Source organism: Fibrella aestuarina BUZ 2 (assembly GCF_000331105.1).
GTDB classification, from domain to species: Bacteria; Bacteroidota; Bacteroidia; order Cytophagales; family Spirosomataceae; genus Fibrella; species Fibrella aestuarina.
This window is the reverse complement of record NC_020054.1, coordinates 641,963-666,680: the sequence shown is the minus strand read 5'-3', so window position 1 is coordinate 666,680 and position 24,718 is coordinate 641,963. Positions and strand designations below refer to the sequence as shown.

The following is a 24,718-nucleotide window of genomic DNA, read 5'->3' as shown; positions in this document are numbered from 1 at the left end:
AATTCAGCGTCCCACGTCTGAGCTTAGTAGGCGCGTGATAAGCGGGGTGCCAGCCAACCGTGACAATGGGCCGGTGAACCTTGAGCGCGCGTCTTAGCTCTTCGGCCGGAACACGTTCATCACCGCCTCATTGGTCGTCAGAAAGGGGCCACCGATGAGATCGATGCAGTACGGAATGGCCGGGAATACCACTGACAAGCATTGGCCAATGGCTTTGGGTTTCCCGGGTAGATTCAGGATCAACGTCTGGTTGCGGATGCCCGCCGTTTGCCGCGACAGAATGGCCGTGGGTACGTATTTCAGGCTTTCCTGCCGCATCAACTCCCCAAAACCGGGCATCATTTTCTGGCAAACGGCCTCAGTGGCTTCGGGCGTTACATCGCGAAGAGCGGGACCTGTGCCCCCCGTCGTCACGATCAGGCTGCACCCCTCCCGGTCGGCCATCTCGATCATCGCCGCTTCAAGTTGATCCTGCTCGTCGGGAATAACGCGGTAAACCGGCTCCCAGGGGCTGGTTAGCCATTCGGTCAGCAGCGCCACGACGGCTTTACCCGGAATATCCTCATAAACGCCTGCACTTGCCCGGTCCGATACGTTGATGATGCCGATGCGCGCAACGGCGGTTTGTTCTGTACCCATGAGGCAAAAGTAGCAGTCGGCGCGCAACGACCACGCATATCATCCGGTAACTGCGTTTAGTTACTGTGGCGGGCAGCACCGCCTTTCTTCACCGCCGAAACGGCTGGCTTTTGCGAAAGTTTGTCCAGTGAAGGATCGGCGGTTAGCGCTTCCAGCTGATAACCCCGTACGGTTGGCAGGTAATAATACTGCAACTGGGCGTTGGCGATTATCCGCTCCAGTTTGGCCCGGCGCCGCAACCGGGCCCGGTACAGCCGTTCGATGTAGCTGATTGCTAACGTAAACAGAAGCATCAAACAGGGAAAGACAAGTAAAAGAATACCGTTTTTCATATCGCTTTATCGGCCAGTAAGCCACGAGGTAAGGGGTATACTACAGCCATAGATACGCTGACGGCCAAAAGGGTTGGAGCGCGGCCAATCACAATCACTTCTAGCTTGGCTTAACGTTATTTAACGCCTCATATGCACTATTTTTGATGCCTCCCCTGTTTCTTTCCTAAACGCTTTTCTGTTGTGACCGACCGCCTTGTCATCATACCCACGTTCAATGAGATCGAGAATATCGAGGCTATTATCCATAAGGTGTTCAGCCTGCCGATGGCCTTCGATCTGCTCATTGTCGACGATGGTTCGCCTGACGGTACAGCTCAGGTTGTGAAACAGCTTCAGGCACAGTTTCCTCAACAGCTTCACCTGCTCGAACGGCGGGGCAAGCTGGGGCTGGGTACCGCTTATATCGACGGGTTTAAATGGGCACTCGCGAGGGGGTATGACTACCTCTTCGAAATGGACGCCGACTTTTCGCACAATCCCGACGACCTGGTCCGGCTCTATCGCGCCTGTGCCGAGGGCGACGCCACGGGCAAACGCGCCGACGTGGCCGTTGGTTCGCGCTACATTAAAGGCGTGAACGTGGTCAACTGGCCCATCGGGCGCGTGCTGATGTCGTACGGGGCGGGTATCTACGTGCGCTTCATCACGGGCATGCCCATCATGGACCCCACGGCGGGGTTTGTTTGCTACCGGGCGCACGTGCTGGAGGTGCTGCTCCAGAACCCCATCAAATTCGTTGGCTACGCCTTCCAGATCGAGATGAAATTCACTTGCTGGAAATACGGCTTCAGCCTGACCGAGGTACCGATCATCTTCACCGACCGGACACGCGGCGAATCGAAGATGTCGACCAAGATTTTCAAGGAAGCCATTCTGGGGGTAATTCAGATGAAGCTGGGTAGCTTTTTCCGGCATTACATCCCGCAAACCAAACCGACGACCAACGTGGCTCAGGAACCCGCTGAAGCCGTGTTGTAAAGTCTTGCCACCAACGAAAAAGGGCCGATGCAGTATTGCATCGGCCCTTTTTGCTGTCAAAGCGAGTTGCTTACTTACGCCATCGCAAACTTCTTCTCGTTGCGCTTGCGCTCGTTCTCGTCGAGGTAAATCTTCCGCATCCGGAGCGACTTGGGCGTTACTTCCAGGTACTCGTCTTTCTGGATGTATTCCATCGACTCTTCCAATGAGAAGTTGATCTTCGGTGCAATCTTAACGTTCGTGTCTGAACCAGAGGCCCGCATGTTGGTCAACTGCTTGGCCGTTTGCAGGTTGATCACGATGTCGTTCTGGCGGTTGTGTTCGCCCACGACCATACCGGTGTAAATCTCTTCGCCCGGCTCCACAAAGAACACGCCGCGGTCCTGCAACTTGTCGATCGAGTAGGCCGTTGCCTGACCCGATGTCATCGAGATCATCGACCCGTTGATACGCTCGGGGATCACGCCCTTGTAAGGCTGGTATTCTTTGAAGCGGTGCGACATCACGGCTTCACCGAAGGTGGCCGTCAGCACGTTTGACCGCAGGCCGATCAACCCCCGCGACGGGATGTCGAACTCAAGGTGTTGCAGATCGCCTTTCGGCTCCATGATCAGCAGTTCGCCTTTCCGTTGCGTGGCCAGTTCGATTACCTTACCGGCTGTCTCTTCAGGTACGTCGACAACCAGCGTCTCGATGGGCTCCAGCCGTTGGCCGTTTTCATCTTCTTTATACAGCACCTGCGGCTGACCTACCTGCAATTCGTAGCCTTCGCGACGCATCGTCTCAATCAGGACTGACAAGTGCAGGATACCCCGGCCAAACACCAGGAAGCGGTCTTCGCTGTCGGTTGTTTCCACGCGCAGGGCGAGGTTTTTCTCGGTTTCCTTGAACAGGCGCTCACGCAGGTGGCGCGACGTCACGAACTTACCCTCTTTACCGAAGAACGGCGAGTTATTGATCGTGAACAGCATGTTCATGGTCGGCTCGTCGACGGCAATACGGGCCAGCGCTTCGGGGTTCTCCGCGTCTGTCAGCGTATCACCAATCTCGAAGTCTTCGAGGCCGGTTACGGCGCAGATATCACCACTTTGAACTTCGGCAACTTTCTGTTTGCCGAGGCCTTCAAAGATCTGGAGTTCTTTAATCCGTACTTTCTTGACAACACCGTCGGCTTTTACCAGCGCCATGTTAGCGCCTTCCTTCAACGTACCCCGGTGTACCCGCCCGATGGCGATCCGGCCTACAAAAGCCGAATAGTCGAGTGAGGTAATCTGCATTTGCGGCAAGCCTTCATTGACGGGCGCGGCCGGAATCGTATCAACGATAGTGTCGAGCAGGTAGGTGATGTCGCCGGTCGGGGTTTTCCAATCGGGACCCATCCAGCCTTGTTTCGACGACCCGTAGACCGTCGGGAAGTCGAGTTGGTCTTCGGTCGCACCAAGGTTGAACATCAGGTCAAACACCTCTTCGTGTACTTCTTCGGGGCGGCAGTTTTCCTTGTCGACCTTGTTAACGATCACGATGGGCTTCAGACCCAACGACAGGGCTTTGCTCAATACAAAACGCGTTTGGGGCATGGCACCTTCAAACGCATCGACCAGCAGGCAGACGCCATCGGCCATTTTCAAAACGCGCTCAACCTCACCGCCGAAGTCGCTGTGGCCCGGTGTATCGATGATGTTGATCTTAACGTCTTTGTAACGAACCGACACGTTTTTCGAAACGATCGTGATGCCGCGTTCGCGTTCCAGGTCATTGTTGTCGAGAATCAGGTCCTGGAATTCCTGGTTATCGCGAAATAATTTCGACGCGTGTATAATCTTGTCGACCAGGGTGGTTTTGCCGTGGTCAACGTGGGCGATAATGGCAATATTGCGGATGGATTGCATACAATAGCTGTGAAGTGTCCCTTCTAACAGGTTTAACGGAATACCGCTGGTTTTCGATCCGACCAGCGAATGCGCGTTGCTTGCTAACCCTGTCGGAAAAAGATACCGGCAAATTTCCCGCAAAGGTACAAAAACATATCCTGAAAAACAGTAATTTACAATTTATTAATCCAATTTTCGGCCACAATAGGCATTTGTACTTTTAGAAGTACAATTTTGACTATGATTAGTCTGTAAGCAACTTTTAGCCAAAAAGAGACGGGGATGCCGAGCCAACAGCGGCCTGATTGCGGACGTTTGCTCAGCACCCCCGTCAGGGCTCAACATCAGCGTATACGCTACTTGGGCGCGGCCATCATGTCCTTCACAATTCCATCGGATACTTTGGCCGAGCGGAGCGCAATCAGGCCGTCAACCGACGTGTCGAATTTGTTTTTCCCGCGCTTGATCTTCTCGCTAATGAGCGATTTCGAGACTTTCGCGTTGGTCAGCTGCACGATATGTTCGTTGGTCATCACGTCGGTCATGGTGGTTTTACCCATCATGACCTTCACAATGCCATCCGGCACTTTAGCGGTTTCGAGTTCAATCAGCCCCTGCGGCGTCAGGTCGAATTTGGCCGGGCTGCTCTGAATTTTCGACTCGATGAGCGATTTACCCACCTTAGCCGTAATCATGGCGACTACGTCTTTGTTGGTCAACACACCCTGGCTGAAGGCACTCACACTGACGCCCAGCCACACCGTCACGATCAATAGAAATTGCTTCATTGTCTGGATAGTAGTTTAGTTCTACTGCAAATAGAAGCAATGAGTATGAAGGGGTTACGCAGCAATTGAGCAAACGTACATTTAGTATAGCAGCGGTAGGTTTCCGTATCGTTTTTGGTAGAAAAGACACAAGCCAACGCTCGTGAACGTACCCAGCATGGACCCAACGAAGGCATCTTCCACAAAGTGCTGAAACAGGTAGACCCGCGAGTATCCCGCCACGGCCGCCAGCCCGACCGCCAGCCAGCCCCACGCCTTGCGCTGCCACAAAAAAGCCAGCATGGCAAACAGCGCAAACGCCGACGTGGTGTGGCCCGACGGAAAGCTGTTGTACTCGTTGATGCGCAGGTCTTTGATGACGTGGTACTCCCAGTTGGAATGCTCGAAATAGCGGATCGGCCGGAGCCGCTCGGGGAACACAACGAGTTTGAGAAACAGGCTGATCAGGCCCGAAACGGCAAAGCTCACCAGCACCAGCCACCCCGCCCGCCGGTTCACGACGAGCAGCAGCACACCCACGACGATCACAAACGAACCATCGCCCAGGTACGTCAGGTACGGAAAAAGCGCGTCGCCCACGGGTGTGTTATGCGCATTGACAAACCGGATAAGTTGCTCTTTGGTGTAGGCCAGCATCAGGCCCCCAACGGTGAGTAATAGCAACAGGTACGTTATGAAAAAGGCACGATTGCGCCGAAACAGATCAGACAGCGTCATGGCCACAAAGGTAAGGGGCAGTTTATTGCTATTAGTTGTCGGTGTTGTGTGCGAACTTTACCAACGACACAACCCTCTTCTCTTCGTCAACCATGGTCAAACTTTTGCTCCGAAGCGTCCCGCTTATGCTTGTCTCCGCTGCTACGATGGCCCAAACTGCCTCGTTAACGTACCCAACGACCCGAAAAACGGATCAGACCGATACCTACCACGGCACCACCGTGCCCGACCCCTACCGCTGGCTGGAAGACGACCGCTCAGCCGAAACCGGGGAATGGGTCAAGGCCCAGAACAAGGTAACGTTCGATTACCTGGCCCAGATCCCGTACCGCAAGCAGTTGCAGGACCGGCTCGAAAAAGTGTTCAATTACCCTAAATACTCGGCACCGTCGCGGAAAGGCGAGTGGTTCTATTTTTCGAAGAACGACGGCCTGCAGAATCAGTCGGTGCTGTACCGGCAGAAAGGGCTGGATGGTAAACCCGAGGTGGTCATCGACCCCAACAAACTCTCGGCCGACGGCACCACCCGCCTGACCACGTTTTCGCTGTCAAAAAATGGGGACTATGCCGTGGTCGGTACGTCGAAAGGCGGCTCCGACTGGAATGAATTTCGGGTGATGAAGCTGGCCGACAAGAGCTATTTTCCCGAAACCATCGAATGGGTGAAGTTTTCGGGGGGCGCCTGGCAGGGTGATGGCTTCTATTATAGCCGCTACCCCAAACCCGAAGGGTCGGCACTGGCCGCTAAAAACGAGAACCATCAGGTATTCTTCCACAAAATCGGCACGCCGCAGTCGGCCGACCGGCTGGTGTTTGAAGACCCTAAAAATGGTCAGCGGTTTCATTACGTAGGTACGTCAGACGACGAAAAGTTTGCGTTCCTGAACGTCAGCGACCGGGGCAAAGGCCTCGATGGCAACGCGCTTTATTTTATGGAGTTGGGCAAACCGGGCGCTACATTTCAGCCCATCGTGGCGGAGATCACCAATTTCGAGTACGGCCTCATCGACAACGTCGGTAATGACTTCCTGATCAGCACCAACGCCGACGCCCCCAATAGCAAGGTGATGCGCTACAGCCCCGCGACAAAGAAGTGGACGACGATCATTCCCGAAAAGCCTGAGCCCCTCACCAGCAGCAGCATGGCGGGTGGCAAGCTATTCATCGAATACGCTAAGGATGTGACCTCACGGGCGTACGTATATGACGCCAACGGCAAATTGGAGAATGAAATCAACCTGCCCGGTATTGGCACGGCGAGCGGCTTTGGCGGCGAGCGCGACGATAAGTTCGTCTTCTACACGTTTACGTCGTTTACGTTTCCGCCTACCATTTACCACTACGACATCGCCTCAAAGAAGAGCAGCGTTTTCCGCCAGCCCGAAGTCGATTTTAAACCCGCTGATTACGAAACCAAACAGGTATTCTACACCAGCAAAGACGGCACCAAGATTCCGATGTTCATTACGTATCGGAAGGGGGCCAAGATGGATGGGACAAACCCAACGATTCTGTATGGCTACGGTGGATTCAACGTGAGCCTGCCGCCCACTTTCTCGTCGTTCCTGATTCCGTTTCTTGAGCAGGGTGGCGTGTACGCACAGGCTAACTTGCGCGGAGGCTCGGAGTATGGCGAGGCCTGGCACAAGCAGGGTATGAAGTTGCAGAAGCAGAACGTATTCGACGATTTCATTGCCGCCGCCGAATACCTCATCAAGGAGAAATACACCAGTCCGGCCAAACTCGCCGTTCGGGGTGGCTCCAATGGTGGCTTGCTGGTGGGCGCGGTCATGAATCAGCGGCCCGATCTGTTCCGGGTGGCGATTCCGCAGGTCGGCGTGATGGACATGCTGCGGTTCCACAAGTTCACGATCGGCTGGAACTGGATTGCCGACTACGGCAGCGCCGACAACGCCGACGAGTTCAAGGCACTCTACGCATATTCACCGCTGCATAACCTGAAGCCCGGTCAGCCCTACCCGGCTACGCTGATCACCACGGCCGACCACGACGACCGGGTTGTACCCGCCCACTCGTTTAAATACGCCGCAACCTTGCAGGAGGTGTACAAAGGCCCCAACCCAGTTCTGATCCGGATCGATACCAATTCGGGGCATGGTGCCAGTAATACGAAGAAGAACATCGAGCAGACCGCCGATATCTATTCATTTATCCTCTGGAACATGGGCGTCAGCACGTTGAAAGAAATGGCCAGCCGTTAACCCAAAGCTCAATTAGGCTTTTTGGCTATGCTGACAATAAAAACGCCCCGACCGTATGGCCGGGGCGTTTTTGTTGAGGTAAAGGAATAGCGATTCCTTATTGACCTAATTTGAAAGTAACACCCAGACGCAGAGTAGATACAGCCGACCCAAGTTCAGCGAAACCGCCAACCTTATCTGAGAACATATACCGACCACCAATGTGAATGGGTACATAAATGAATGATGCATCACCTACAAAGCCATCGCCCGTGTAGCCAAAGTACGTCAGGCCAAGACCGGCATACAAGTCAACATTTTCTGGTGTGTTCAACAGTTCGTTGAAGTGGTACGAACCACGCGCACCAATGTCAAACGCCGAAAGGCTATACCCGAAGCTGCTACCATAGCTACGGTAACCAGCCTGGGCACCAACCGTGATATTTTTGGTAACACCAAAGTCAGCAGCGGCATTAAAACCAAGGGCCGACGTTCCTAAATAACCAGCACCGCCGATACCAATACCAAGGTTTACAAACTTGGTACCTTTATCAATAGCCATTTGGGCAAAGCTTGTTGTAGTAAGCAGCGAAAGGCTCAAAAGAGCGACAATTGCGAAAATCTTTTTCATTGTGGACAATTTTTTCCGTGAAACAATCGAACAAATAAAGGCACCTCATTTTGAACTGAAAAATATGCATTGTGATGAATTATTCATCGGTAGCCGATTATGCGTATTATCAGCTTTTAAATTGACCTTTTAAAGATACTTTTCGACTAATTGTTTTTACAATTCAATTAAATGTATGCCCAGTCGTTTGCCCGGGGCATACAATATAGGCTGATTTACAGACTATAAGGTTACTACACGAAGGCGATCGCCAACTCTTGAGTCACTGAATTCGTTAGCCCTTCTTCTTTTTTTACCGGTAGTCTGAGCAGCGGCAATCGACAGGGCATGTTCTAACTCCACTTGCAGGTAGGTAAGCAGATAAATGCCGGTCAGTTTACAGGAAATTATTCCATCGGCAGCATCGACAATCGGCCTGGTAGGATACGCTTTCACACCATACCGATCGACCAAAGCCATGCCCCAAAAAACGTCGATGTTGACCCGATAAGGCACGAATCAGCTATTGACAAACCCACCCAGGGGTACGTTGCTGAAAGTAAGCCATCAAGCCAATAGCAGGGTCGACACCACACAACCTAGCCATCAAGCAACACTAGTTTTTTCGTTCTGCGCCTTCTTCAGAATCGCCTCAAATTCGCTCTGCCGAAAGCGAACTACCGAAGGCAGTGTCAGACTCGGTTGCAGCCCCTGTCAAGCCGTCGGTGTTCTGCCTGGTAGCAGGTACGTCTTTTTCATCAACTATTATGGATTACCTGGTTATCGTGGTCAATTTGATGAAAAAGCAAATTCAAAATATCAACATACAGGCAATTTTTACTAAGTAATAAGGATCCTGACACGCTATAAACCAGCTCATTTAACTAGACCGGCTGAGTAGTTTTCCAACACAGCCAGGCCCTACTTTTCAGGCTGGCAGGTATGAGACGCGGCTCTGTCTCTTTCAAAGAAAAATAGATTGTTCACTGTCAACCATATATCCTTATGGCATCTGTCGATACGAGTCAGCTTGAGGCTAGTCGCCGCGAGTTTTTAAAGATTTCTGGTCTTGTAACGGGCGGCGCGCTACTCTCGTCGCTCTCCAACGGGCTGTCAGCAGCCCCGCTCGGCGGCTTCCATTCATCCGTTGACGATACCATCAAGGTCGCGCTGATCGGGTGTGGAGGCCGGGGACGAGGTGCTGCCATGCAGGCCCTCAACACCAAGCAGAACATCAAGATTGTCGCTATCGCCGATGCGTTTCAGGACCGGGTCGATGCCGCCTATAAGACGCTGACGAGCCGGCCGGACGTTGCCCAGAAAATCGACTTGCCCAAAGAGCGGCAGTTCGTGGGGCTGGACGCTTACAAACAAGCTATTCCGCTGGCCGACGTCGTCATTCTGGCCACGCCGCCGGGTTTCCGGCCGAGCCACTTCGAAGAGGCCGTAAAGCAGAACAAGCACATCTTCATGGAAAAGCCGGTGGCAACCGACGCGCCGGGTATCCGTCGGGTATTGGCGGCGGCTGAAGAGGCGAAAAAGAAGAAGCTAAACGTCGTAGTGGGTCTACAGCGGCACTACCAAAGCAACTACCGTGAAGCCATGAAGCGGATTCACGATGGCGCTATCGGCGATATCGTTGGCGGCAGCGTATACTGGATCAGCGGGGGCGTCTGGAACAATCCACGGCAACCAAACCAGACCGAAATGGAATACCAGATGCGGAACTGGTACTATTTCAACTGGTTATGCGGCGATCATATCACCGAACAGCACGTTCATAACATCGACGTGGCCAACTGGGCCAAACGCGGTTACCCCGTTTCGGCGCAGGGCACGGGTGGCCGGCAGGTACGTACCGGCAAGGAATACGGCGAGATTTTCGACCACCACATCGTCGATTTTGTGTATGCCGACGGTACGACGATCAACAGCCAGTGCCGCCACTATGAAGGCACTTACAGCAAAGTAGACGAGCAGTTCCTCGGTACAAAAGGGCGCATCGACTCCTTCAACGGCAACAAAACGATCTTGAAGGGCTACAAAGGGCAGCCGATTTATGCGCACGCCAGCGCCAAAACCGACATCGACCCCTATCAGGTGGAGCACAACGAGCTGTTTGAGGCCATTGCCAAAGGACAGTACAAGTTTGCCGATGCCGAAAACGGCGCGAAAAGCACCATGACCTCCATCATGGGCCGCATGGCAACCTACTCGGGCAACGTGGTGAAGTGGGATGATGCGATCAATTCGCAGATCGATCTTTTCCCCACGACGCTCGCTTGGGACGCCCAACCCAAAGTGCTCCCCAACGCCGATGGCTTCTATCCCGTAGCCGTACCCGGCAAGACCATCACGGTATAGATTCTAAACGATTAAACACAAAGGCGCGAAGGGTTCGCCAAGATTACGAAGAGCTCCTTTCGCTTTGCGTTCTTGGCGAACCCTTCGCGCCTTTGCGTTTAATCGTCTAAAACTTACTCTTCCTGCCACGCAGACCGCCAATAGTAACGCTTCACCAACCAGGCGGCGGCCGTGAAATTAGCGCCAGCCAGTAGCCAGAGCGGCAGTCGGAACATAATCAGCAGGAAATAGGCAATCAGCAGGATGTACAGGTACGTCATCGTGCGGTCGGGCGTGCGGTGTACGCGCAGCAGCAGGCCGTGTTGCAGGTTCAACAGGCTGACGCCGAACGCCCAGGCACCGATTGTTCGCCACAGGGGCTGGTCGGCCGGAAGGTGGTAGAACAGGAGCAGCGCTTCAGGCAGAAGCAGCAACGCAAACTGACCAACGTACCCAGCCAACCGCCGCCAGTCGGATACGGGCATGTTTCGGTAAAGGGGCAACCATCGATGCTCAAACCGATACTGTTCGTAAACGACGGTAGCGTGGCCAATCCCAACCAGCAGAGCACCCAGCCCGATCAGCCGAAGGTCATAGTCGGGCGTTCGGAAGAGGTTGATCTGGTAATGATCGGTGGCGTAGAGCTTCAGAATACCAATCCAGACAAGGCCCGTTCCCAGCTTGGTTCGCCAGAACAACGTAGCTTCCTGGTTCAGCAGGTGACGCAGGTGGAACAGACTGTACGGCGTACGAACGTAGCGGCGAAGCCGGTTTCCCCACGCCGCCCACCGGCTTACCGGATTCGGGTGGCGTAGCGCGTATTCGTACCAGGAAAGACCAGCCGCCCAGATGACTAGCAGGCTGCCGCCAATGGCGACAACAGCCCAGCTCTGCTTTTCCTGCATGGCAATGCGGCCCACAAACCAGGCATACCCCAGTGCCGGCCCCATCAGCAGGAGTTGAGCCCCGCCCAGCCCCGCCCAGCGGTTGATTGGCGAAAACAGCCGCAGATGCAACAGCACATCGTAGCGGTTGATCATTCCGACGGCAAAACGCGTCGCCAGCAGTGTGTAGAGCAGCCAGATACCCACGTAGATAGCCAACACCATCGGCGACGAAACGGCGTAGGTAGCCAGCGCCACGTGATCGCTCCCGCGCATGAAACCGCCCGCCAGCAAGCCAGTTACCCACAACAAACCCGCATTCTGCCGGTAAAAAGGATATACCAGTGTTTTGGCCAACACCGCATACATCGCTCGAATCCGGTTCATCATACACTGCCGGGCGTAATCGTCTGGTTGGCGACGTGCCAAACCGAGTCGATGGGGAGTTGCGCCGTCTCCATCGCCTGATGCGACGACAGCAGGAAATTTACGCCTGCCAGCCGCGCTCTGTCGATCAGCTCAGCCACGGTTTTGGTGGCAGCAACATCGAGCGTAACCAGGGGCTCGTCCAGCAAAATCAGGGTTGGCTGGCCCAAAAACGCCATAACCAGCGATGTTTTCTTCAGCATACCACTCGAATACGTACCTACGGGCGTATGCTGATACGTACCCACGCCAAATTCCTCGACCAGCCCCTCGGCCTGACCGGCGGGTGCCTGCTTGGCATCGGCCACCCATGAAATCAGTTCATGGGCCGTCAGAAAAGGCGGAAATGTTGGTTCGGCCTCGGCGTAATTGACCTGTAACCGATACGCCACCACGTCGCGCCGGCTGTCCAGCTCGTTTAGCCTAACAGACCCGTCGTGCGGCAACATACCGGCAATGGAGCGAAACAGGGTGGTTTTTCCGGCTCCGTTTGGTCCTTTCAGCCAGTGAATACCCGGCGGTAGCTGCCAGTCAGGAATCGTCAGAATTGGCCGTTCACCGTACGATTTCTGGAAATTTTGGAGATGCAACATACCATCAGAGCGCGTTTTCGGCACAAAGATTAGGCTTGGCGATAGCAGACAAGACGCTTTTGGGATGAATGGTGCCGGCTATCGGGCCTGTTGCTGCTTCAACCGGCAAACCACTTCATACAACTCGCCGACCTGGAATTTGCGCATGACGGGCCCAGGTTCTTTTATCTTCCTAAATAAGTTCTTAAAAACGCGGCTCAGTTCACCGACGTGAATACCCAATCCTTCCTCCTGGAATAAGAGCTCGTTGGGCTGCATCGAAAACGTTTCGTGTAAAGGACTTAGTGATATAGCGTATTGCCGCTCGACAGCTTCTAAAAGATCGATACCATCATCACCAGTAACGCCTAACTCATCTTCCAACAACGTCTTCGGCGTAATAACCTGCTTCTTTCTAACGCCTAGTCGTTCGCGTAAAAAACTGGCAAATTCATCGAAAGTAGGCGTCATAGCTAGTCTATTTATGGAGTGCAACGTAAAATCCGAAACACAAAACTCTCCTTTTCAAACCTTATTTCTTTTCCACGATCCAGACCCTTGCTTGCGGAAACCGGCGTTGCAGGCGTTTGCGGGCACCGGGGCGGGCTACGCTGAATACCTTCGTCAGTGCGTCGGCATACGTACCTGTGGGCGCCATCACCGTGGCCTGCACAAAGCGACGAAGGCCCAGTCCCGAGCGGGGGTTCATGATGTGCGAGTACCGTTTGCCGTTGATATCGAGGTGACGCTCCGTATCGCCCGAGGTAGTGATGGCCGCGTTTTTCAAGTGAATGACCGAATCTGTTTCAGCGATGTTCCCGCTACTGGGTTTACCTCGCTGGATGCCAATGCGCCAGCCTTCGGGCCGGGCGGGGGGGGCATCGCCCACCAGTATGTCGCCACCGATGTCGAGCAAAAACGACCGAATTCCGTGCTGATGCAGCACCTTCTGTGCCTCATCGATAGCAAAACCCTGCCCGATACCGCCCAAATCGAGCCGCATGTGCCGCTTTCGCAGCAGAACTCGGGGCCGCACTCCTCGGTCGTTCAACTCAATGTAGTTGTATGAAACCAGCCGCCGCGCCCGACGTAGCTCCTTCGCTGTCGGCAACTGCCGTTGGCGCACGGCCCGCCGCCATAATTGGGAAAGTGGCCCAATCGTGGGGTCAAACCGCCCACCCGACCGTTTGGCAATCGTTACAGCCTCGGCCAATACCGCAAACAGCGTCGGCGATACATTCATCCAGGCACCCAGGCCACTTGAAGCCGATAATCGATTGATTTCTGACTCATCCAGGTAATCACTCATGATGTAGTTCAATACATCCATTCGCGCCGACACAGCTTCGTAGGCCTGCCGCGCCGCCAGGCTATCAGGCGCGTAGAGCGTGGCGGAAAAGAACGTACCCATGAGCGGTCGGCGAAACGCGTAGGCCGTCGGCTGAGCCCGTAGAGCAGCGGCGGTCAGCAGGCTCAACAGCCCAATCAATCCCAACCGATAAACTTTACCCGCCCACTTACTTTTTTGAATTAAACCCCCACCTAAATCGTTCTCTATCGTGCGAATGGGATATACTTGGACGCCATCCTGATTTACCCCATTTTTGCCCACTTTTTTTGACATAACAATCAACCACAATCGCGCCGGTTGGCCCGCCCAACCAGCCAAGTCATCTTTTATGCGCCAACCGAAAGGATGAAGACGTACTATGACCTGATTGATCAGACGTTCGAGTTTCCCACGCTGGAATTCAACGTCGAGAACAACAACCTGTTGTTCAACAATGTACCCCTGATGGACATTGTGAAACAGTACGGCACCCCGCTGAAACTAACGTACCTGCCGAAGATTTCGGAGCACATTGAACAGGCCAAGTCGCTTTTCAAAAATGCGATGAAGCGGTACAATTACAAGGGGAACTACACGTACTGCTACTGTACGAAGTCGTCGCATTTTCGGTTTGTGCTGGATGAGGTGCTGAAAAACAACGTACACCTCGAAACGTCGTCGGCGTTTGATATTCCGATCATCCGCGAGCTGCACCGCACCGGCAAGATCAACAAGAGCACGTACATCATCTGCAACGGCTACAAACGGCCGCTCTACACGCAGTATATCAGCGAGCTGATCAACGAGGGCTTCAACGTATTGCCGATCCTCGACAACCTGAAGGAAATCGAGGCCTACGAAGACGCCGTAACGGCCGATACCGTGAACCTCGGCATCCGGATCGCGACCGACGAAGAACCCAACTTTGCTTTCTACACCTCGCGCCTGGGCATCCGCTACAGCGACATCAACGAGCTGTACAAGAGCAAGATTCAGAACAGCGACAAGTTCAAGCTTAAGATGCTCCACTTCTTTATCAATACGGGCATCAAAGACAGCGCGTATTACTGGAGCGAACTGAGCCGGTTCATGTACAAATACTGCGAACTCCGGAAAATCTGCCCCGATCTCGACAGCATCGACATCGGCGGGGGGCTACCCATCCAGACCTCGTTCCAGTTCACGTACGACTATCAGGCCATGATTGATCAGATTGTGGAGTCGATTCAGTGGATCTGCAACAAAAACAACGTACCTGTGCCGCACATCTTCACGGAGTTCGGGTCGTATACGGTTGGCGAGAGCGGCGCCGTTATATACAAGGTGATCGACCAGAAGTTGCAGAACGATAAGGAGTTGTGGTACATGATCGACGGCTCGTTTATCACGCAGCTGCCCGATTCGTGGGGCCTCGGCCAGAAATACATCATGCTGTCGGTAAATAATTGGGATAACCCCTACCAGAAGGTCAACCTGGGCGGTTTAACCTGCGACTCGCACGATTTTTATAATACTGAAGTACACTCGGCCGACCTGTATCTGCCTATTTTTGATCAGGAAGCCGAAGACCAATACGTTGGGTTATTCCATACGGGTGCTTACCAGGAATCGCTTGGCGGTTACGGCGGTATTCAACACTGCCTGATTCCCGCCCCGCAGCACGTGATTGTCGATAAAGACGAAGAAGGAAACCTCCGTACGCGCCTGTTTGCGCCGGAACAGCATAGCGAAACGATGCTTAAAATTCTGGGCTATGCCCCCTCTGATTTGCCCCAGCCTACTGAGCTCGAAGCAGCCCAGGCGGCGGGTGAGGCCGAAGGCGGTGCTGACGGTGGCGAGGTTTTTGAGCAACCCCTGAGCGAGTTAGTAACTGAAGACAATTAAGCCAATCCAATTATGAAAAAGCTTACCATGCTGGCAGGCGCGGCCCTGCTGCTTACGTTGGGCGCCTGCTCGCGCAAAAGTGCCTGCCCCGCTTATGGAGCTGCCAAACCGACAAAGCCCGCTGTAACGCGGGCTGCGTAACCAATGAGCTCATGGGTCGCCGATCCATGAGCTCATTTTTGCTTAAAGCCGTATGCATGCATACTATTTTTCTATTTTTACTTCATCGTTCAACAGACCTATTTTATGACATCGGCAATCCAGGACCTTCAGGGCCTGAACTTTAACTTATCCGAAGAACACCTGGCGGTGCAGGAGGCGGCACGTGATTTTGCCCAAACCGAGCTCCTCCCGGGTGTTATCGACCGCGACAATGCCCAACAGTTTCCCACCGAGCAGGTCAAGCGCATGGGTGAACTGGGCTTTCTGGGCATGATGGTCTCACCCGAATACGGCGGTGGCGGCATGGACACCGTATCGTATGCCATTGCCATCGAAGAGATTTCGAAGATCGACGCGTCGGCATCCGTGATCATGTCGGTCAACAACTCGCTCGTTTGCTACGGGCTGGAGGCGTTTGGCACGGAAGAACAGAAACAGAAATACCTGACCAAACTGGCATCGGGTGCTATGCTCGGCGCCTTCTGCCTTTCGGAGCCGGAGGCCGGTTCAGACGCAACCTCACAAAGCACCACCGCCGACGACAAGGGCGACCATTACGTCATTAATGGGACCAAAAACTGGATCACCAACGGCGGCTCGTCGGGGGTAGCGCTGGTGATTGCCCAAACTGACCGCGAGAAAAAACACCGGGGCATCAACTGTCTGATTGTCGAGAAAGGCACGCCGGGTTTCGTGGTTGGCAAGAAAGAAGATAAGCTGGGCATCCGGGCGTCGGACACGCACTCGCTGCTGTTTACCGACGTGAAAGTGCCTAAAGAAAACCGCATTGGCGAAGACGGCTTCGGGTTCAAGTTCGCTATGTCGACCCTGAACGGCGGGCGCATCGGTATTGCCGCGCAGGCGCTGGGCATTGCTGCGGGTGCCTACGAACTGGCCCTGAAATACAGTCAGGAGCGGAAAGCGTTTGGCAAAGCCATTTTCGAGCATCAGGCGATTCAGTTCAAACTGGCCGAAATGGCCACCAAAATTGAGGCGGCCCGGCTGCTGGTGTATAAGGCCGCCCGCCTCAAAGACGAGCAAAAAGATTACGTGCAGGCGGCGGCTATGGCGAAGCTATATGCCTCAGAAATAGCCATGTGGGCTACCACGGAAGCCGTTCAGATTCACGGTGGTTATGGGTTCGTGAAGGAGTTTCACGTAGAGCGTTGCATGCGCGACGCCAAGATTACCCAGATCTACGAAGGCACCTCAGAAATACAAAAATTAGTGATTGCCCGCGAGCTCATCCGCTAAGGTGTTTCTTAAAAAAACTATATTTTCAGGAACTGGAGGCCCTATTTGACGCAAATAGGGCCTCTTTTTTTTAGCGAACGGAAACTTTTGTGCCTATATTAGTTTTGTACAATTTATTAGTTTTGTGCAATATTGCAGGCGACAACGCACCCTGTAACACGGTTCAGCTATGGAAGACTATAATAAAATCATCGAGTCGCTCGGCGTGAAGTTCATTAAGGCACGGAACATCCGCATCCTGCAACCGATAGTCATCAAGAATTTCTACGACGTGGAGAACACGTTGTTGATCCTATATAACGGCGAAGTGTCGTATGGCGACGAACACCAGAAAGTCGATATTGGCGATCTGTTGTTCATTCCCGGCGGCAAGCACGTGACGGTAACGTATGGCGAACCCTCGAACCCCAAGCCGGTTACCAACGAGGAGTTCATGACCCACCGCGAGCAGTATTTCGAAGCCAACCGCGAACCCGCCAAGATTGGCAACATGCCCAACTCCTTTGGGTACGTGTCGTTTGAAGCGAAGGTGTTCGACTCGGTTAACTTCTTCAACTCGCTCGACGTACCGCCGTTTATCATCAAGCACGACGAAACGCTGGCGGCAGCCATTCGGCAGATTCTGGCCGAAGACATGACCGATATAGCCGGCAAAGGGCGGGTAATTAAGATCAAGACCGAAGAAATCGTGATCGAAATTATCCGGTACATTCTGAAAAACAGGCTGTTTGTTGAACAGCTCGTTACCAACAGCACCTACTTCAAAGATCCCCGCCTGATCGACATCTTTGCCTATATCAAAGACAATATCGGCGGCGATCTGTCAAACAAAGTGCTGGCCAACGTAGCCAACGTATCGGAAGATTACGTGGGGCAGTATTTCAAGATGCTCACGGGCATCAACCCGCAGGACTACATCGAGTACCAGCGGATGGAAGCGGCCGTTGGGCTGCTCCGCACGAGCAAGAAGAGCATTCGGGCTATTGGTGCCGAAGTGGGCTACAAAGACACCGCCTATTTCTGCCGTCGCTTCAAGATGATGTTCGGCATTCCCGCTGGCAAGATGCGTCGGAGAGAGTCGTTGATGAACGTATAAAGAATGAATAATGTATGATGCACAATGTACAATGCGGTTCGCCTCGCGGCAACTGAATAGCCATTGTACATTGTGCATCGTACATTATTCATTCTCAATGCTTTTTCTCGTAATGCTCCCGGAGTAGGTCGTCGCCGAAATCATTGGTGAGGTCGCGCACAACGGTGTGTACGTGATTGGCGTCGTTCTGCGTGTTGTCGTATTCGATCAGCAACATCGGGCCATGAATCCGGTAGTAGTAGCCGACGCTATTGCCCGGCGTAGTGTCGCCCGCCCACGCAAAGCGGAGTTGGTCGAGCCCTGCTTTTTCGATCCGGTCAAATTGCTGCTTGGCCAGCGTGATCCGATACCGACTCAGGTAGAGCTTCAGTAAATCAAGGAATTGACTTTTCTGTTTGGCGTCCATAGCGGCGTACGTCAGGCCATCCATGCGCTCCAGTGAGGCGCGGCGGCTGTTACCGGTCAGAATGTTGCCAAACGCTTTTTTGGCCAACGTCGCCTGCGTAAGTTGGCCAGCATTCAGAGTGTGGAGCAGGTCAAACGCCCGCTGCGTTTCTTCCTTCATGATCTCCCGGCCTTTCTGGGGTACGTCGATACGTACCTGACCGGGATTGCTGCCCATAAATAGGGGCGTCAGGGCTAGCACTTTACCCGTCAGCGAGGTGAACTGCACCGACAGATGATGTCCTTCAAAGCGCCAGCCCCACGGTTCGTTGCTGCCAATATCGCCAAACAACGACACGTAGTAGCCTTCTGGATTGCGGTACGTATCGTTGGGCGGCCGGTTTTCGACCACACGTAGCACGTTTTCCAGGTCGACAATCTGTTGGGCTTTTTCGTAGCCACCATCGCTAAGCCCGGTTTTTAACAACGCCCACGCCAGCTTCCGCTGATCGGGTGTCATCTGCTTCAACGGAAGGCCTTTCCGGTCATGCGGCACGAAAAACCAGTTGACCCGCTCGTCGTCGGTGAATGTGAAGCCGGTCTGGGTACGTTGCTCGGCTGTCAGCGACTTCCAGAAAGCCTGCGCGGCCTCGGCCATGTCGTCTTTAACCCGCTGTGGCGCAACCACCTGCGCCGAAGCCGAAAGGGTACTCAGTGAAAGTAGAAGGAGCAGGAAAGACTTCATAAAACGAACCGCGTTTAGCTTTCACCAGAAGGGTGAGCTAAACGCGGTTCTACTGTGTAATCTGACTAATACGGCGACAGGTCCCGGTTTTACATCGCTCCTTTACCGGCTAGATTCAGCATGAAGGCGTATTCCATCGCAATCTCTTTCAAGGCGTTGAATCGACCCGACGCGCCGCCGTGGCCTGCCTCCATATTGGTGTGGAGCAGCAGTACGTTGTTGTCGGTTTTCATGGTTCGCAGTTTGGCTACCCACTTGGCCGGTTCCCAATATTGTACCTGCGAATCGTGCAGGCCGGTCGTGACGAGCAGGTTCGGGTATGCTTTCTTTTCCACCTGATCGTAGGGCGAATACGACAGCATGTAATCGTAGTACTGCTTTTGCTTGGGGTTGCCCCACTCTTCAAACTCGCCGGTCGTCAGCGGAATGCTTTCGTCGAGCATGGTTGTCACGACATCGACAAAGGGAACGGCGGCGACTACGCCCCGGTACAGTTCAGGCGCCTGATTCATAACGGCACCCATCAGCAGACCGCCGGCCGAGCCGCCGAGCGCAAACAGTTTATCCGTAGCGGCGTACTTGTTGGCAACCAGCCACTTCGATACGTCGACAAAGTCGTTGAAGGTGTTTTTCTTCTTCAGCAGTTTGCCATCTTCATACCACTGTCGGCCCATTTCCTGGCCGCCACGAATGTGTGCGATAGCGTAGATAAAGCCCCGATCCAGCAGGCTCAGACGGTTGCTGCTAAAGCCCGGCTCGGTGTTACTCCCATACGAACCGTAGGCATACTGCAACAGCGGCGCGGTACCGTCTTTGGGCGTGCCTTTACGGTACACAATGGATACGGGCACCTTGGCACCGTCGCGGGCGGTTACGAATACGCGCTCCGATACGTAGTTGTTCTTATCAAAGCCGCCCAACACTTCCTGCTGTTTCAGAAGGGTTTTGGCTTTGGTATCCATGTTATAATCGTAGGTCGACGAAGGCGTAGTCAGCGACGAGTAGCCGTACCGTAGCACGTCCGTGTTGAAATCGGGATTATAACCGATACCCGCCACGTAGGCTGGTTCGCCAAAATCGAGGTATTCGTCGGCTTTCGTTTTCTGGTTGATCACCCGCAGTTTGGCAAGGCCCTCTTTGCGTTCGGCCAGCACGAGGTGGTTGGCAAACACATCCATCCCTTGCAGAAACACGTCGGCCCGGTGTGGAATCACTTCCTTCCAGGCGGCGCGGTTGGTCTGCTGCCCTTCCGGCACTTCCAGCAGCCGGTAGTTGGTGGCTTTGTAGTTAGTGCGGACGTAAAACTTATCCTTGAAGTGCTGAATGTCGTATTCGTGGCCACGTTCGCGGGGGAAGAACACCTTGAAATCGCTGTTCGGGGTTTTCGCGTCGAGCAGTCGGTATTCCGTCGCAACGCCGTTATGGTCGCAGGCGATGGCGATGTATTTCTTCGACTTCATCCGGTACAGCCCCATGTAATACTGGTTGTCTTTCTCTTCATAGACCAAGATATCCTTCTTGGGGTCGTTGCCCAGCATATGCCGCCACACCTGATAGCCCAACAGCGTTTGCGGGTCTTTCTTGATGTAGAAGAACGTTTTGTTGTCGGCCGCCCAGGCGAAGCTGCCCGCTTCAACGTTGGGGATGACTTCAGGATAAATCTGGCCCGTTTTCAGGTTCTTGACCCGCAACGTATAGAGCCGACGGCTGACAGTATCTTCGGCGAAGACGGCAAGTTCGTCGTTGTCCGAGACCTCATAGCCGCCCATATTGTAATAATTGTGCCCTTTGGCCAGCACGTTGCAGTCGAACATGACCTCTTCGGGGGCGGTCAGCGAGCCTTTCTTCCGTACATAGATCGGGTATTCGCCGCCCTGCACGTAGTTGGTCTGGTAGTAATAGGCGCCTTCTTTGTAGGGTACCGATTGATCCTGCTGTTTGATCCGCCCTTTCATTTCGGCAAACAGCTTCTCTTCCAGCGGCTTCTGCGCGGCCAGCAGGGCATCGGTATACGCGTTTTCGGCGTTGAGGTAGCTGATCACCTCCTTGTCTTCCCGTTGATTGAGCCAGTAGTAATTATCAGTACGGGTGTGACCATTGGTAGTCAGCGTTTTGGGCTTTATGGCCGCTACGGGGGGCTTGGCTGCCGCGGGCGATGGCACCGGGGCGGGTGATTGTGCGTTCGTCATATAGGGAAGCGCAAGGGCTGCAAGAGCCGGTACTAGTTGTTTGTTCATGAGACGTGCTAGAGGATAGAACGGTTCCAAATGGCCCGTTACGCGAACTTACAGCCAAACGGGGCAACAACAGTTGCCGAAATGACGGACGGCTGGGTACGTTCCTCTCTTTTACCCAACTTACAGCCAATCGCCCCGCGATACCCTCGCTGCTGGGTGGCCTTTCACATCTTTCCGCCCCCGGAAACTACCATTTCGGTATCGGTGTTGATATTTGGATAAGGCCTGAAAAAACGCCCAATGGTCGATGTGTATGGGTTGGGGTTTGGGTTTCGTCTATGAAACAGCCCAACGTTGACCCCTGGATATTGACCGTTGAACCCACTTCGAACAAGTGATACAGGAACAACAAACAACACATACTGAGCCGATTGCCGCCGGTTCACCGCTTTCCGACGTGCAACTCACGGGCTACGAGCAAATCGACGTGCTGGGCGCCCGCGAACATAACCTGAAGAACATCGACGTATCGATTCCCCGCAATAAGCTGGTGGTCGTTACGGGCATCAGTGGCTCGGGCAAATCATCGCTGGCGTTCGACACGATCTACGCCGAGGGGCAGCGGCGCTACATGGAAAGTTTTTCGGCCTATGCCCGCTCCTTTCTGGGCGATATGGAACGGCCCGACGTGGATAAGATCAACGGCCTCAGCCCGGTAATTTCCATTGAACAGAAAACGACCTCGAAAAACCCCCGCTCGACCGTCGGCACGACTACCGAGATTTTCGACTTTCTGCGCCTGCTCTACGCCCGTGCGGGTGAAGCCTTTTCGTACGCAACGGGCCGCAAGATGACCCGGCAATCGCAGGATCAGATCGTGGATGCGTTGCTGGACCAGAACGCCGGGCGCAAGACCGTGCTGCTGGCACCAGTGGTGCGTGGCCGGAAAGGGCACTACCGCGAACTGTTCGTGCAAATTGCCAAGATGGGGTACACCAAAGTGCGCGTCGATGGTACCGTGCAGGATATTGTGCCGAAGATGCAGGTCGACCGCTACAAGGTCCACGACATCGAGATCGTGATCGACCGCCTGGTGCCGAGCGCCGATGATCGCTTCCGGCTGAGCCAATCGGTGCAAACGGCGCTGAAGCAGGGTAAAGGCGCCATTCAGGTACTCGATCAGGACAATAAGCTGCATTATTTCTCGCAGAACCTGATGGACCCCGAGTCGGGCATCAGCTACGATGAACCCTCGCCCAACTCGTTTTCGTTCAACTCGCCCTACGGCTGGTGCCCCACCTGCCAGGGATTGGGCGTGGTCGAAGAGATCACCGAAGAGTCGGTCATCCCCGATAAATCGCTGAGTGTGAGCCGGGGGGCCATTGCGCCATTGGGCGAATATCGCGAGCTGTGGTTTTTCAAGGAAGTGGAAGTGATCCTGAAAAAGCACAAACTCAGCCTGACGACGCCGGTAAGCAAGTACCCGCCCGAGTTGCTGCACGTATTACTGCACGGCTCTGAGGAGGAAACGCCGATTCCATCGAAGAAATACCCCGGCGAGACGTATTACACCACCAAGTTTGAGGGCATCATCAACTTCCTGAAAAAGCAACAGGAAACGGGCTCGGAGAAGATTCAGGAATGGTTGCGCGATTTTCTCGTGATCAACACCTGCCCCGAATGCAACGGCGCCCGCCTGAAAAAAGAGTCGCTCTATTTCCGCATTGCCGACAAGAACATTGCCGAGCTGGCGAGCATGGACATTGCTGTGCTGGCGGCCTGGTTCGTAGGGATTGAAGATCGCCTGTCGGACCGGCAGAACGTGATCGCCAAGGAAATTCTGAAAGAGATCCGGAAGCGCATTGGCTTTCTGGTCGACATCGGGCTGGATTACCTAACCCTCGACCGGTCGCTGAAGACACTGTCGGGCGGGGAAGCGCAGCGCATCCGGCTGGCTACGCAGATTGGCACTCAACTCGTTGGCGTCCTGTACATTATGGACGAACCGAGCATCGGCCTGCATCAACGCGACAACGTGAAGCTCATTGAGTCGCTGAAGAACCTGCGCGATTTGGGCAACACGGTGCTGGTTGTCGAGCACGACAAAGACATGATGCTGGAGTCGGACTACATCCTCGACATTGGGCCGGGAGCGGGTCGGCATGGCGGGCAAGTCGTGGGAGCCGGTACGCCCGAAGAATTTCTGAAAAACGGCTCAACCACCGCCAACTACCTCAGCGGCCGCACAGCCATCGACGTACCTGGCGAGCGCCGTAAAGGCAGCGGAAAGTTTTTGCAGATCAAGGGGGCCACGGGCCATAACCTCAAGAACGTAACGCTCAAACTGCCCTTGGGCCGGATGGTCAGCATCACGGGCGTATCGGGCAGTGGCAAATCGTCGCTGATCCACGAGACGCTCTTCCCGATCCTGAACCACCATTTTTATAAGTCGAAACGCGAGCCGTTGGCCTTCAAAAACGTCGAGGGACTTGAGTTCATCGACAAAGTCATTGAAGTCGATCAGTCGCCGATCGGACGTACCCCGCGCTCAAACCCGGCCACCTACACGGGCATGTTCTCGGAAATCCGTACGCTGTTTGCCGAACTGCCCGAAGCCAAAATTCGGGGCTACAAACCGGGGCGTTTCTCGTTCAACGTGAAAGGCGGGCGGTGCGAAGAGTGCGAAGGCGCTGGCATGAAGAAGATCGAAATGGAGTTTCTGCCCGACGTACACGTACCCTGCGAAGTCTGCAAAGGCAAACGCTTCAACCGCGAAACGCTGGAGGTCCGTTTCAAAGGCAAATCCATCGCCGACGTGCTCGACATGACTGTGGAGCAGGCGCTCGATTTCTTCCAGAGCCAGCCGAAAATTCTTCGTAAGGTACAAACCCTTAACGACGTGGGACTGGGCTACATCACGCTGGGCCAACACGCGACGACCCTAAGCGGTGGCGAAGCGCAACGCGTGAAACTGGCCGAAGAACTGTCGAAGAAAGATACAGGCAAAACGCTGTACATCCTCGACGAACCCACGACGGGCCTGCACTTCCAGGATATTGCACACCTGCTCGACGTGCTGAACAAGCTGGCCGATAAAGGCAATACGGTGTTGATCATCGAGCACAACCTCGACGTGATCAAGGTATCTGACTACGTAATCGACCTCGGCCCCGAAGGCGGCAGCAAAGGCGGGCAGATCATCGCCGAAGGCACGCCGGAAAAAGTGGCCAAAGTAGCGGGCAGCTATACCGGCAAGTTTTTAGCGATGGAGCTGGCCGGGGCATAGAATAAACCGGGTTACTCGCTACCGATAGCGAGTAAC

At 54.2% G+C, this 24,718-nt stretch carries 21 protein-coding genes; 8 read left to right on the top strand and 13 right to left on the bottom strand.

The window, feature by feature from the left end; translation table 11 throughout:
• Positions 1 to 93 precede the first annotated feature (93 nt).
• Together mog and FAES_RS02580 are read right to left on the bottom strand one after the other, a co-directional pair.
• A complete protein-coding gene (mog, locus tag FAES_RS02585) occupies positions 94 to 639 on the bottom strand; it encodes a molybdopterin adenylyltransferase (protein ID WP_015329629.1) in 546 nt (181 codons plus the stop codon).
• A 56-nt stretch (positions 640 to 695) separates the two neighbouring features.
• Entirely contained in the window at positions 696 to 932 is a 237-nt protein-coding gene (locus FAES_RS02580; RefSeq protein WP_041257415.1) for a hypothetical protein, read from the bottom strand.
• A gap of 222 nt (positions 933 to 1,154) precedes the next feature.
• Between FAES_RS02580 and FAES_RS02575 the strand changes: the two genes are divergently transcribed.
• The gene (locus FAES_RS02575) at positions 1,155 to 1,952 is read left to right on the top strand and encodes a polyprenol monophosphomannose synthase (RefSeq protein WP_015329627.1); all 798 of its coding nucleotides are present in this window, start codon (positions 1,155 to 1,157) and stop codon (positions 1,950 to 1,952) included.
• Positions 1,953 to 2,026: 74 nt separating this feature from the next.
• Here the strand turns inward: FAES_RS02575 and typA are convergent, their stop codons facing one another.
• The 3 genes from typA to FAES_RS02560 form a co-directional block, all read right to left on the bottom strand.
• Positions 2,027 to 3,841, bottom strand: a complete 1,815-nt coding sequence (typA, locus tag FAES_RS02570; RefSeq protein WP_015329626.1) for a translational GTPase TypA — start codon at positions 3,839 to 3,841, stop codon at positions 2,027 to 2,029.
• 338 nt (positions 3,842 to 4,179) lie between these two features.
• Positions 4,180 to 4,611 carry a hypothetical protein gene (locus FAES_RS02565; protein ID WP_015329625.1) on the bottom strand — a complete coding sequence of 144 codons (432 nt, stop codon included), beginning with the start codon at positions 4,609 to 4,611 and terminating at the stop codon, positions 4,180 to 4,182.
• 81 nt (positions 4,612 to 4,692) lie between these two features.
• The gene (locus tag FAES_RS02560) at positions 4,693 to 5,328 is read right to left on the bottom strand and encodes a phosphatase PAP2 family protein (RefSeq protein WP_015329624.1); all 636 of its coding nucleotides are present in this window, start codon (positions 5,326 to 5,328) and stop codon (positions 4,693 to 4,695) included.
• A gap of 125 nt (positions 5,329 to 5,453) precedes the next feature.
• Between FAES_RS02560 and FAES_RS02555 the strand changes: the two genes are divergently transcribed.
• The gene (locus FAES_RS02555; protein WP_041257414.1) at positions 5,454 to 7,550 is read left to right on the top strand and encodes a prolyl oligopeptidase family serine peptidase; all 2,097 of its coding nucleotides are present in this window, start codon (positions 5,454 to 5,456) and stop codon (positions 7,548 to 7,550) included.
• Positions 7,551 to 7,647: 97 nt separating this feature from the next.
• On the opposite strand, the gene FAES_RS02550 is transcribed toward FAES_RS02555, so the two are convergent.
• Together FAES_RS02550 and FAES_RS02545 are read right to left on the bottom strand one after the other, a co-directional pair.
• Complete coding sequence (locus FAES_RS02550; protein WP_041257412.1) at positions 7,648 to 8,160, bottom strand: hypothetical protein; 513 nt, start codon at positions 8,158 to 8,160, stop codon at positions 7,648 to 7,650.
• Positions 8,161 to 8,382: 222 nt separating this feature from the next.
• On the bottom strand, positions 8,383 to 8,655 hold the full coding sequence (locus FAES_RS02545; protein ID WP_015329621.1) for a hypothetical protein: 273 nt from the start codon (positions 8,653 to 8,655) through the stop codon (positions 8,383 to 8,385).
• 489 nt (positions 8,656 to 9,144) lie between these two features.
• Here FAES_RS02545 and FAES_RS02540 point away from each other — a divergent pair, with 489 nt between their 5' ends.
• A complete protein-coding gene (locus tag FAES_RS02540) occupies positions 9,145 to 10,503 on the top strand; it encodes a Gfo/Idh/MocA family protein (RefSeq protein WP_015329619.1) in 1,359 nt (452 codons plus the stop codon).
• A 113-nt stretch (positions 10,504 to 10,616) separates the two neighbouring features.
• On the opposite strand, the gene FAES_RS02535 is transcribed toward FAES_RS02540, so the two are convergent.
• The 4 genes from FAES_RS02535 to FAES_RS02520 form a co-directional block, all read right to left on the bottom strand.
• Positions 10,617 to 11,795 carry a hypothetical protein gene (locus tag FAES_RS02535; protein WP_148289279.1) on the bottom strand — a complete coding sequence of 393 codons (1,179 nt, stop codon included), beginning with the start codon at positions 11,793 to 11,795 and terminating at the stop codon, positions 10,617 to 10,619.
• The gene (locus FAES_RS02530; protein ID WP_015329617.1) at positions 11,753 to 12,385 is read right to left on the bottom strand and encodes an ABC transporter ATP-binding protein; all 633 of its coding nucleotides are present in this window, start codon (positions 12,383 to 12,385) and stop codon (positions 11,753 to 11,755) included. The genes FAES_RS02535 and FAES_RS02530 overlap by 43 nt, the downstream gene beginning before the upstream one ends.
• Positions 12,386 to 12,463: 78 nt before the next feature.
• On the bottom strand, positions 12,464 to 12,835 hold the full coding sequence (locus FAES_RS02525; RefSeq protein ID WP_041257408.1) for a hypothetical protein: 372 nt from the start codon (positions 12,833 to 12,835) through the stop codon (positions 12,464 to 12,466).
• Positions 12,836 to 12,896: 61 nt separating this feature from the next.
• The gene (locus FAES_RS02520) at positions 12,897 to 13,853 is read right to left on the bottom strand and encodes an FAD:protein FMN transferase (RefSeq protein WP_229364409.1); all 957 of its coding nucleotides are present in this window, start codon (positions 13,851 to 13,853) and stop codon (positions 12,897 to 12,899) included.
• A 207-nt stretch (positions 13,854 to 14,060) separates the two neighbouring features.
• Between FAES_RS02520 and FAES_RS02515 the strand changes: the two genes are divergently transcribed.
• From FAES_RS02515 to FAES_RS02505, 4 genes are all read left to right on the top strand, one after another.
• On the top strand, positions 14,061 to 15,578 hold the full coding sequence (locus FAES_RS02515) for a type III PLP-dependent enzyme domain-containing protein (RefSeq protein ID WP_015329615.1): 1,518 nt from the start codon (positions 14,061 to 14,063) through the stop codon (positions 15,576 to 15,578).
• Between the two features lie 12 nt (positions 15,579 to 15,590).
• On the top strand, positions 15,591 to 15,719 hold the full coding sequence (locus tag FAES_RS30705; protein WP_015329614.1) for a hypothetical protein: 129 nt from the start codon (positions 15,591 to 15,593) through the stop codon (positions 15,717 to 15,719).
• Between the two features lie 135 nt (positions 15,720 to 15,854).
• On the top strand, positions 15,855 to 16,994 hold the full coding sequence (locus tag FAES_RS02510; protein ID WP_173401283.1) for an acyl-CoA dehydrogenase: 1,140 nt from the start codon (positions 15,855 to 15,857) through the stop codon (positions 16,992 to 16,994).
• A 169-nt stretch (positions 16,995 to 17,163) separates the two neighbouring features.
• Positions 17,164 to 18,090, top strand: coding sequence for an AraC family transcriptional regulator (locus tag FAES_RS02505; protein WP_015329612.1), 927 nt, complete (start codon positions 17,164 to 17,166; stop codon positions 18,088 to 18,090).
• Between the two features lie 94 nt (positions 18,091 to 18,184).
• Here the strand turns inward: FAES_RS02505 and FAES_RS02500 are convergent, their stop codons facing one another.
• Together FAES_RS02500 and FAES_RS02495 are read right to left on the bottom strand one after the other, a co-directional pair.
• Complete coding sequence (locus FAES_RS02500) at positions 18,185 to 19,219, bottom strand: DUF3500 domain-containing protein (protein WP_015329611.1); 1,035 nt, start codon at positions 19,217 to 19,219, stop codon at positions 18,185 to 18,187.
• A gap of 89 nt (positions 19,220 to 19,308) precedes the next feature.
• Positions 19,309 to 21,408, bottom strand: coding sequence for a S9 family peptidase (locus FAES_RS02495; RefSeq protein ID WP_148289278.1), 2,100 nt, complete (start codon positions 21,406 to 21,408; stop codon positions 19,309 to 19,311).
• Positions 21,409 to 21,790: 382 nt separating this feature from the next.
• Between FAES_RS02495 and uvrA the strand changes: the two genes are divergently transcribed.
• Complete coding sequence (gene uvrA / locus FAES_RS02490; RefSeq protein ID WP_015329609.1) at positions 21,791 to 24,682, top strand: excinuclease ABC subunit UvrA; 2,892 nt, start codon at positions 21,791 to 21,793, stop codon at positions 24,680 to 24,682.
• Positions 24,683 to 24,718: the final 36 nt, after the last annotated feature.

Coding starts and splice junctions, on each gene's coding strand:
- FAES_RS30705 (WP_015329614.1), top strand. CDS start 15,591: ATGAAAAAGCTTACCATGCTGGCAGGCGCGGCCCTGCTGCTTACGTTG.
- FAES_RS02540 (WP_015329619.1), top strand. CDS start 9,145: ATGGCATCTGTCGATACGAGTCAGCTTGAGGCTAGTCGCCGCGAGTTT.
- FAES_RS02495 (WP_148289278.1), bottom strand. CDS start 21,408: ATGACGAACGCACAATCACCCGCCCCGGTGCCATCGCCCGCGGCAGCC.
- FAES_RS02530 (WP_015329617.1), bottom strand. CDS start 12,385: ATGTTGCATCTCCAAAATTTCCAGAAATCGTACGGTGAACGGCCAATT.
- FAES_RS02515 (WP_015329615.1), top strand. CDS start 14,061: ATGAAGACGTACTATGACCTGATTGATCAGACGTTCGAGTTTCCCACG.
- FAES_RS02565 (WP_015329625.1), bottom strand. CDS start 4,611: ATGAAGCAATTTCTATTGATCGTGACGGTGTGGCTGGGCGTCAGTGTG.
- typA (WP_015329626.1), bottom strand. CDS start 3,841: ATGCAATCCATCCGCAATATTGCCATTATCGCCCACGTTGACCACGGC.
- FAES_RS02505 (WP_015329612.1), top strand. CDS start 17,164: ATGGAAGACTATAATAAAATCATCGAGTCGCTCGGCGTGAAGTTCATT.
- mog (WP_015329629.1), bottom strand. CDS start 639: ATGGGTACAGAACAAACCGCCGTTGCGCGCATCGGCATCATCAACGTA.
- FAES_RS02580 (WP_041257415.1), bottom strand. CDS start 932: ATGCTTCTGTTTACGTTAGCAATCAGCTACATCGAACGGCTGTACCGG.
- FAES_RS02550 (WP_041257412.1), bottom strand. CDS start 8,160: ATGAAAAAGATTTTCGCAATTGTCGCTCTTTTGAGCCTTTCGCTGCTT.
- FAES_RS02560 (WP_015329624.1), bottom strand. CDS start 5,328: ATGACGCTGTCTGATCTGTTTCGGCGCAATCGTGCCTTTTTCATAACG.
- FAES_RS02500 (WP_015329611.1), bottom strand. CDS start 19,219: ATGAAGTCTTTCCTGCTCCTTCTACTTTCACTGAGTACCCTTTCGGCT.
- FAES_RS02555 (WP_041257414.1), top strand. CDS start 5,454: ATGCTTGTCTCCGCTGCTACGATGGCCCAAACTGCCTCGTTAACGTAC.
- FAES_RS02525 (WP_041257408.1), bottom strand. CDS start 12,835: ATGACGCCTACTTTCGATGAATTTGCCAGTTTTTTACGCGAACGACTA.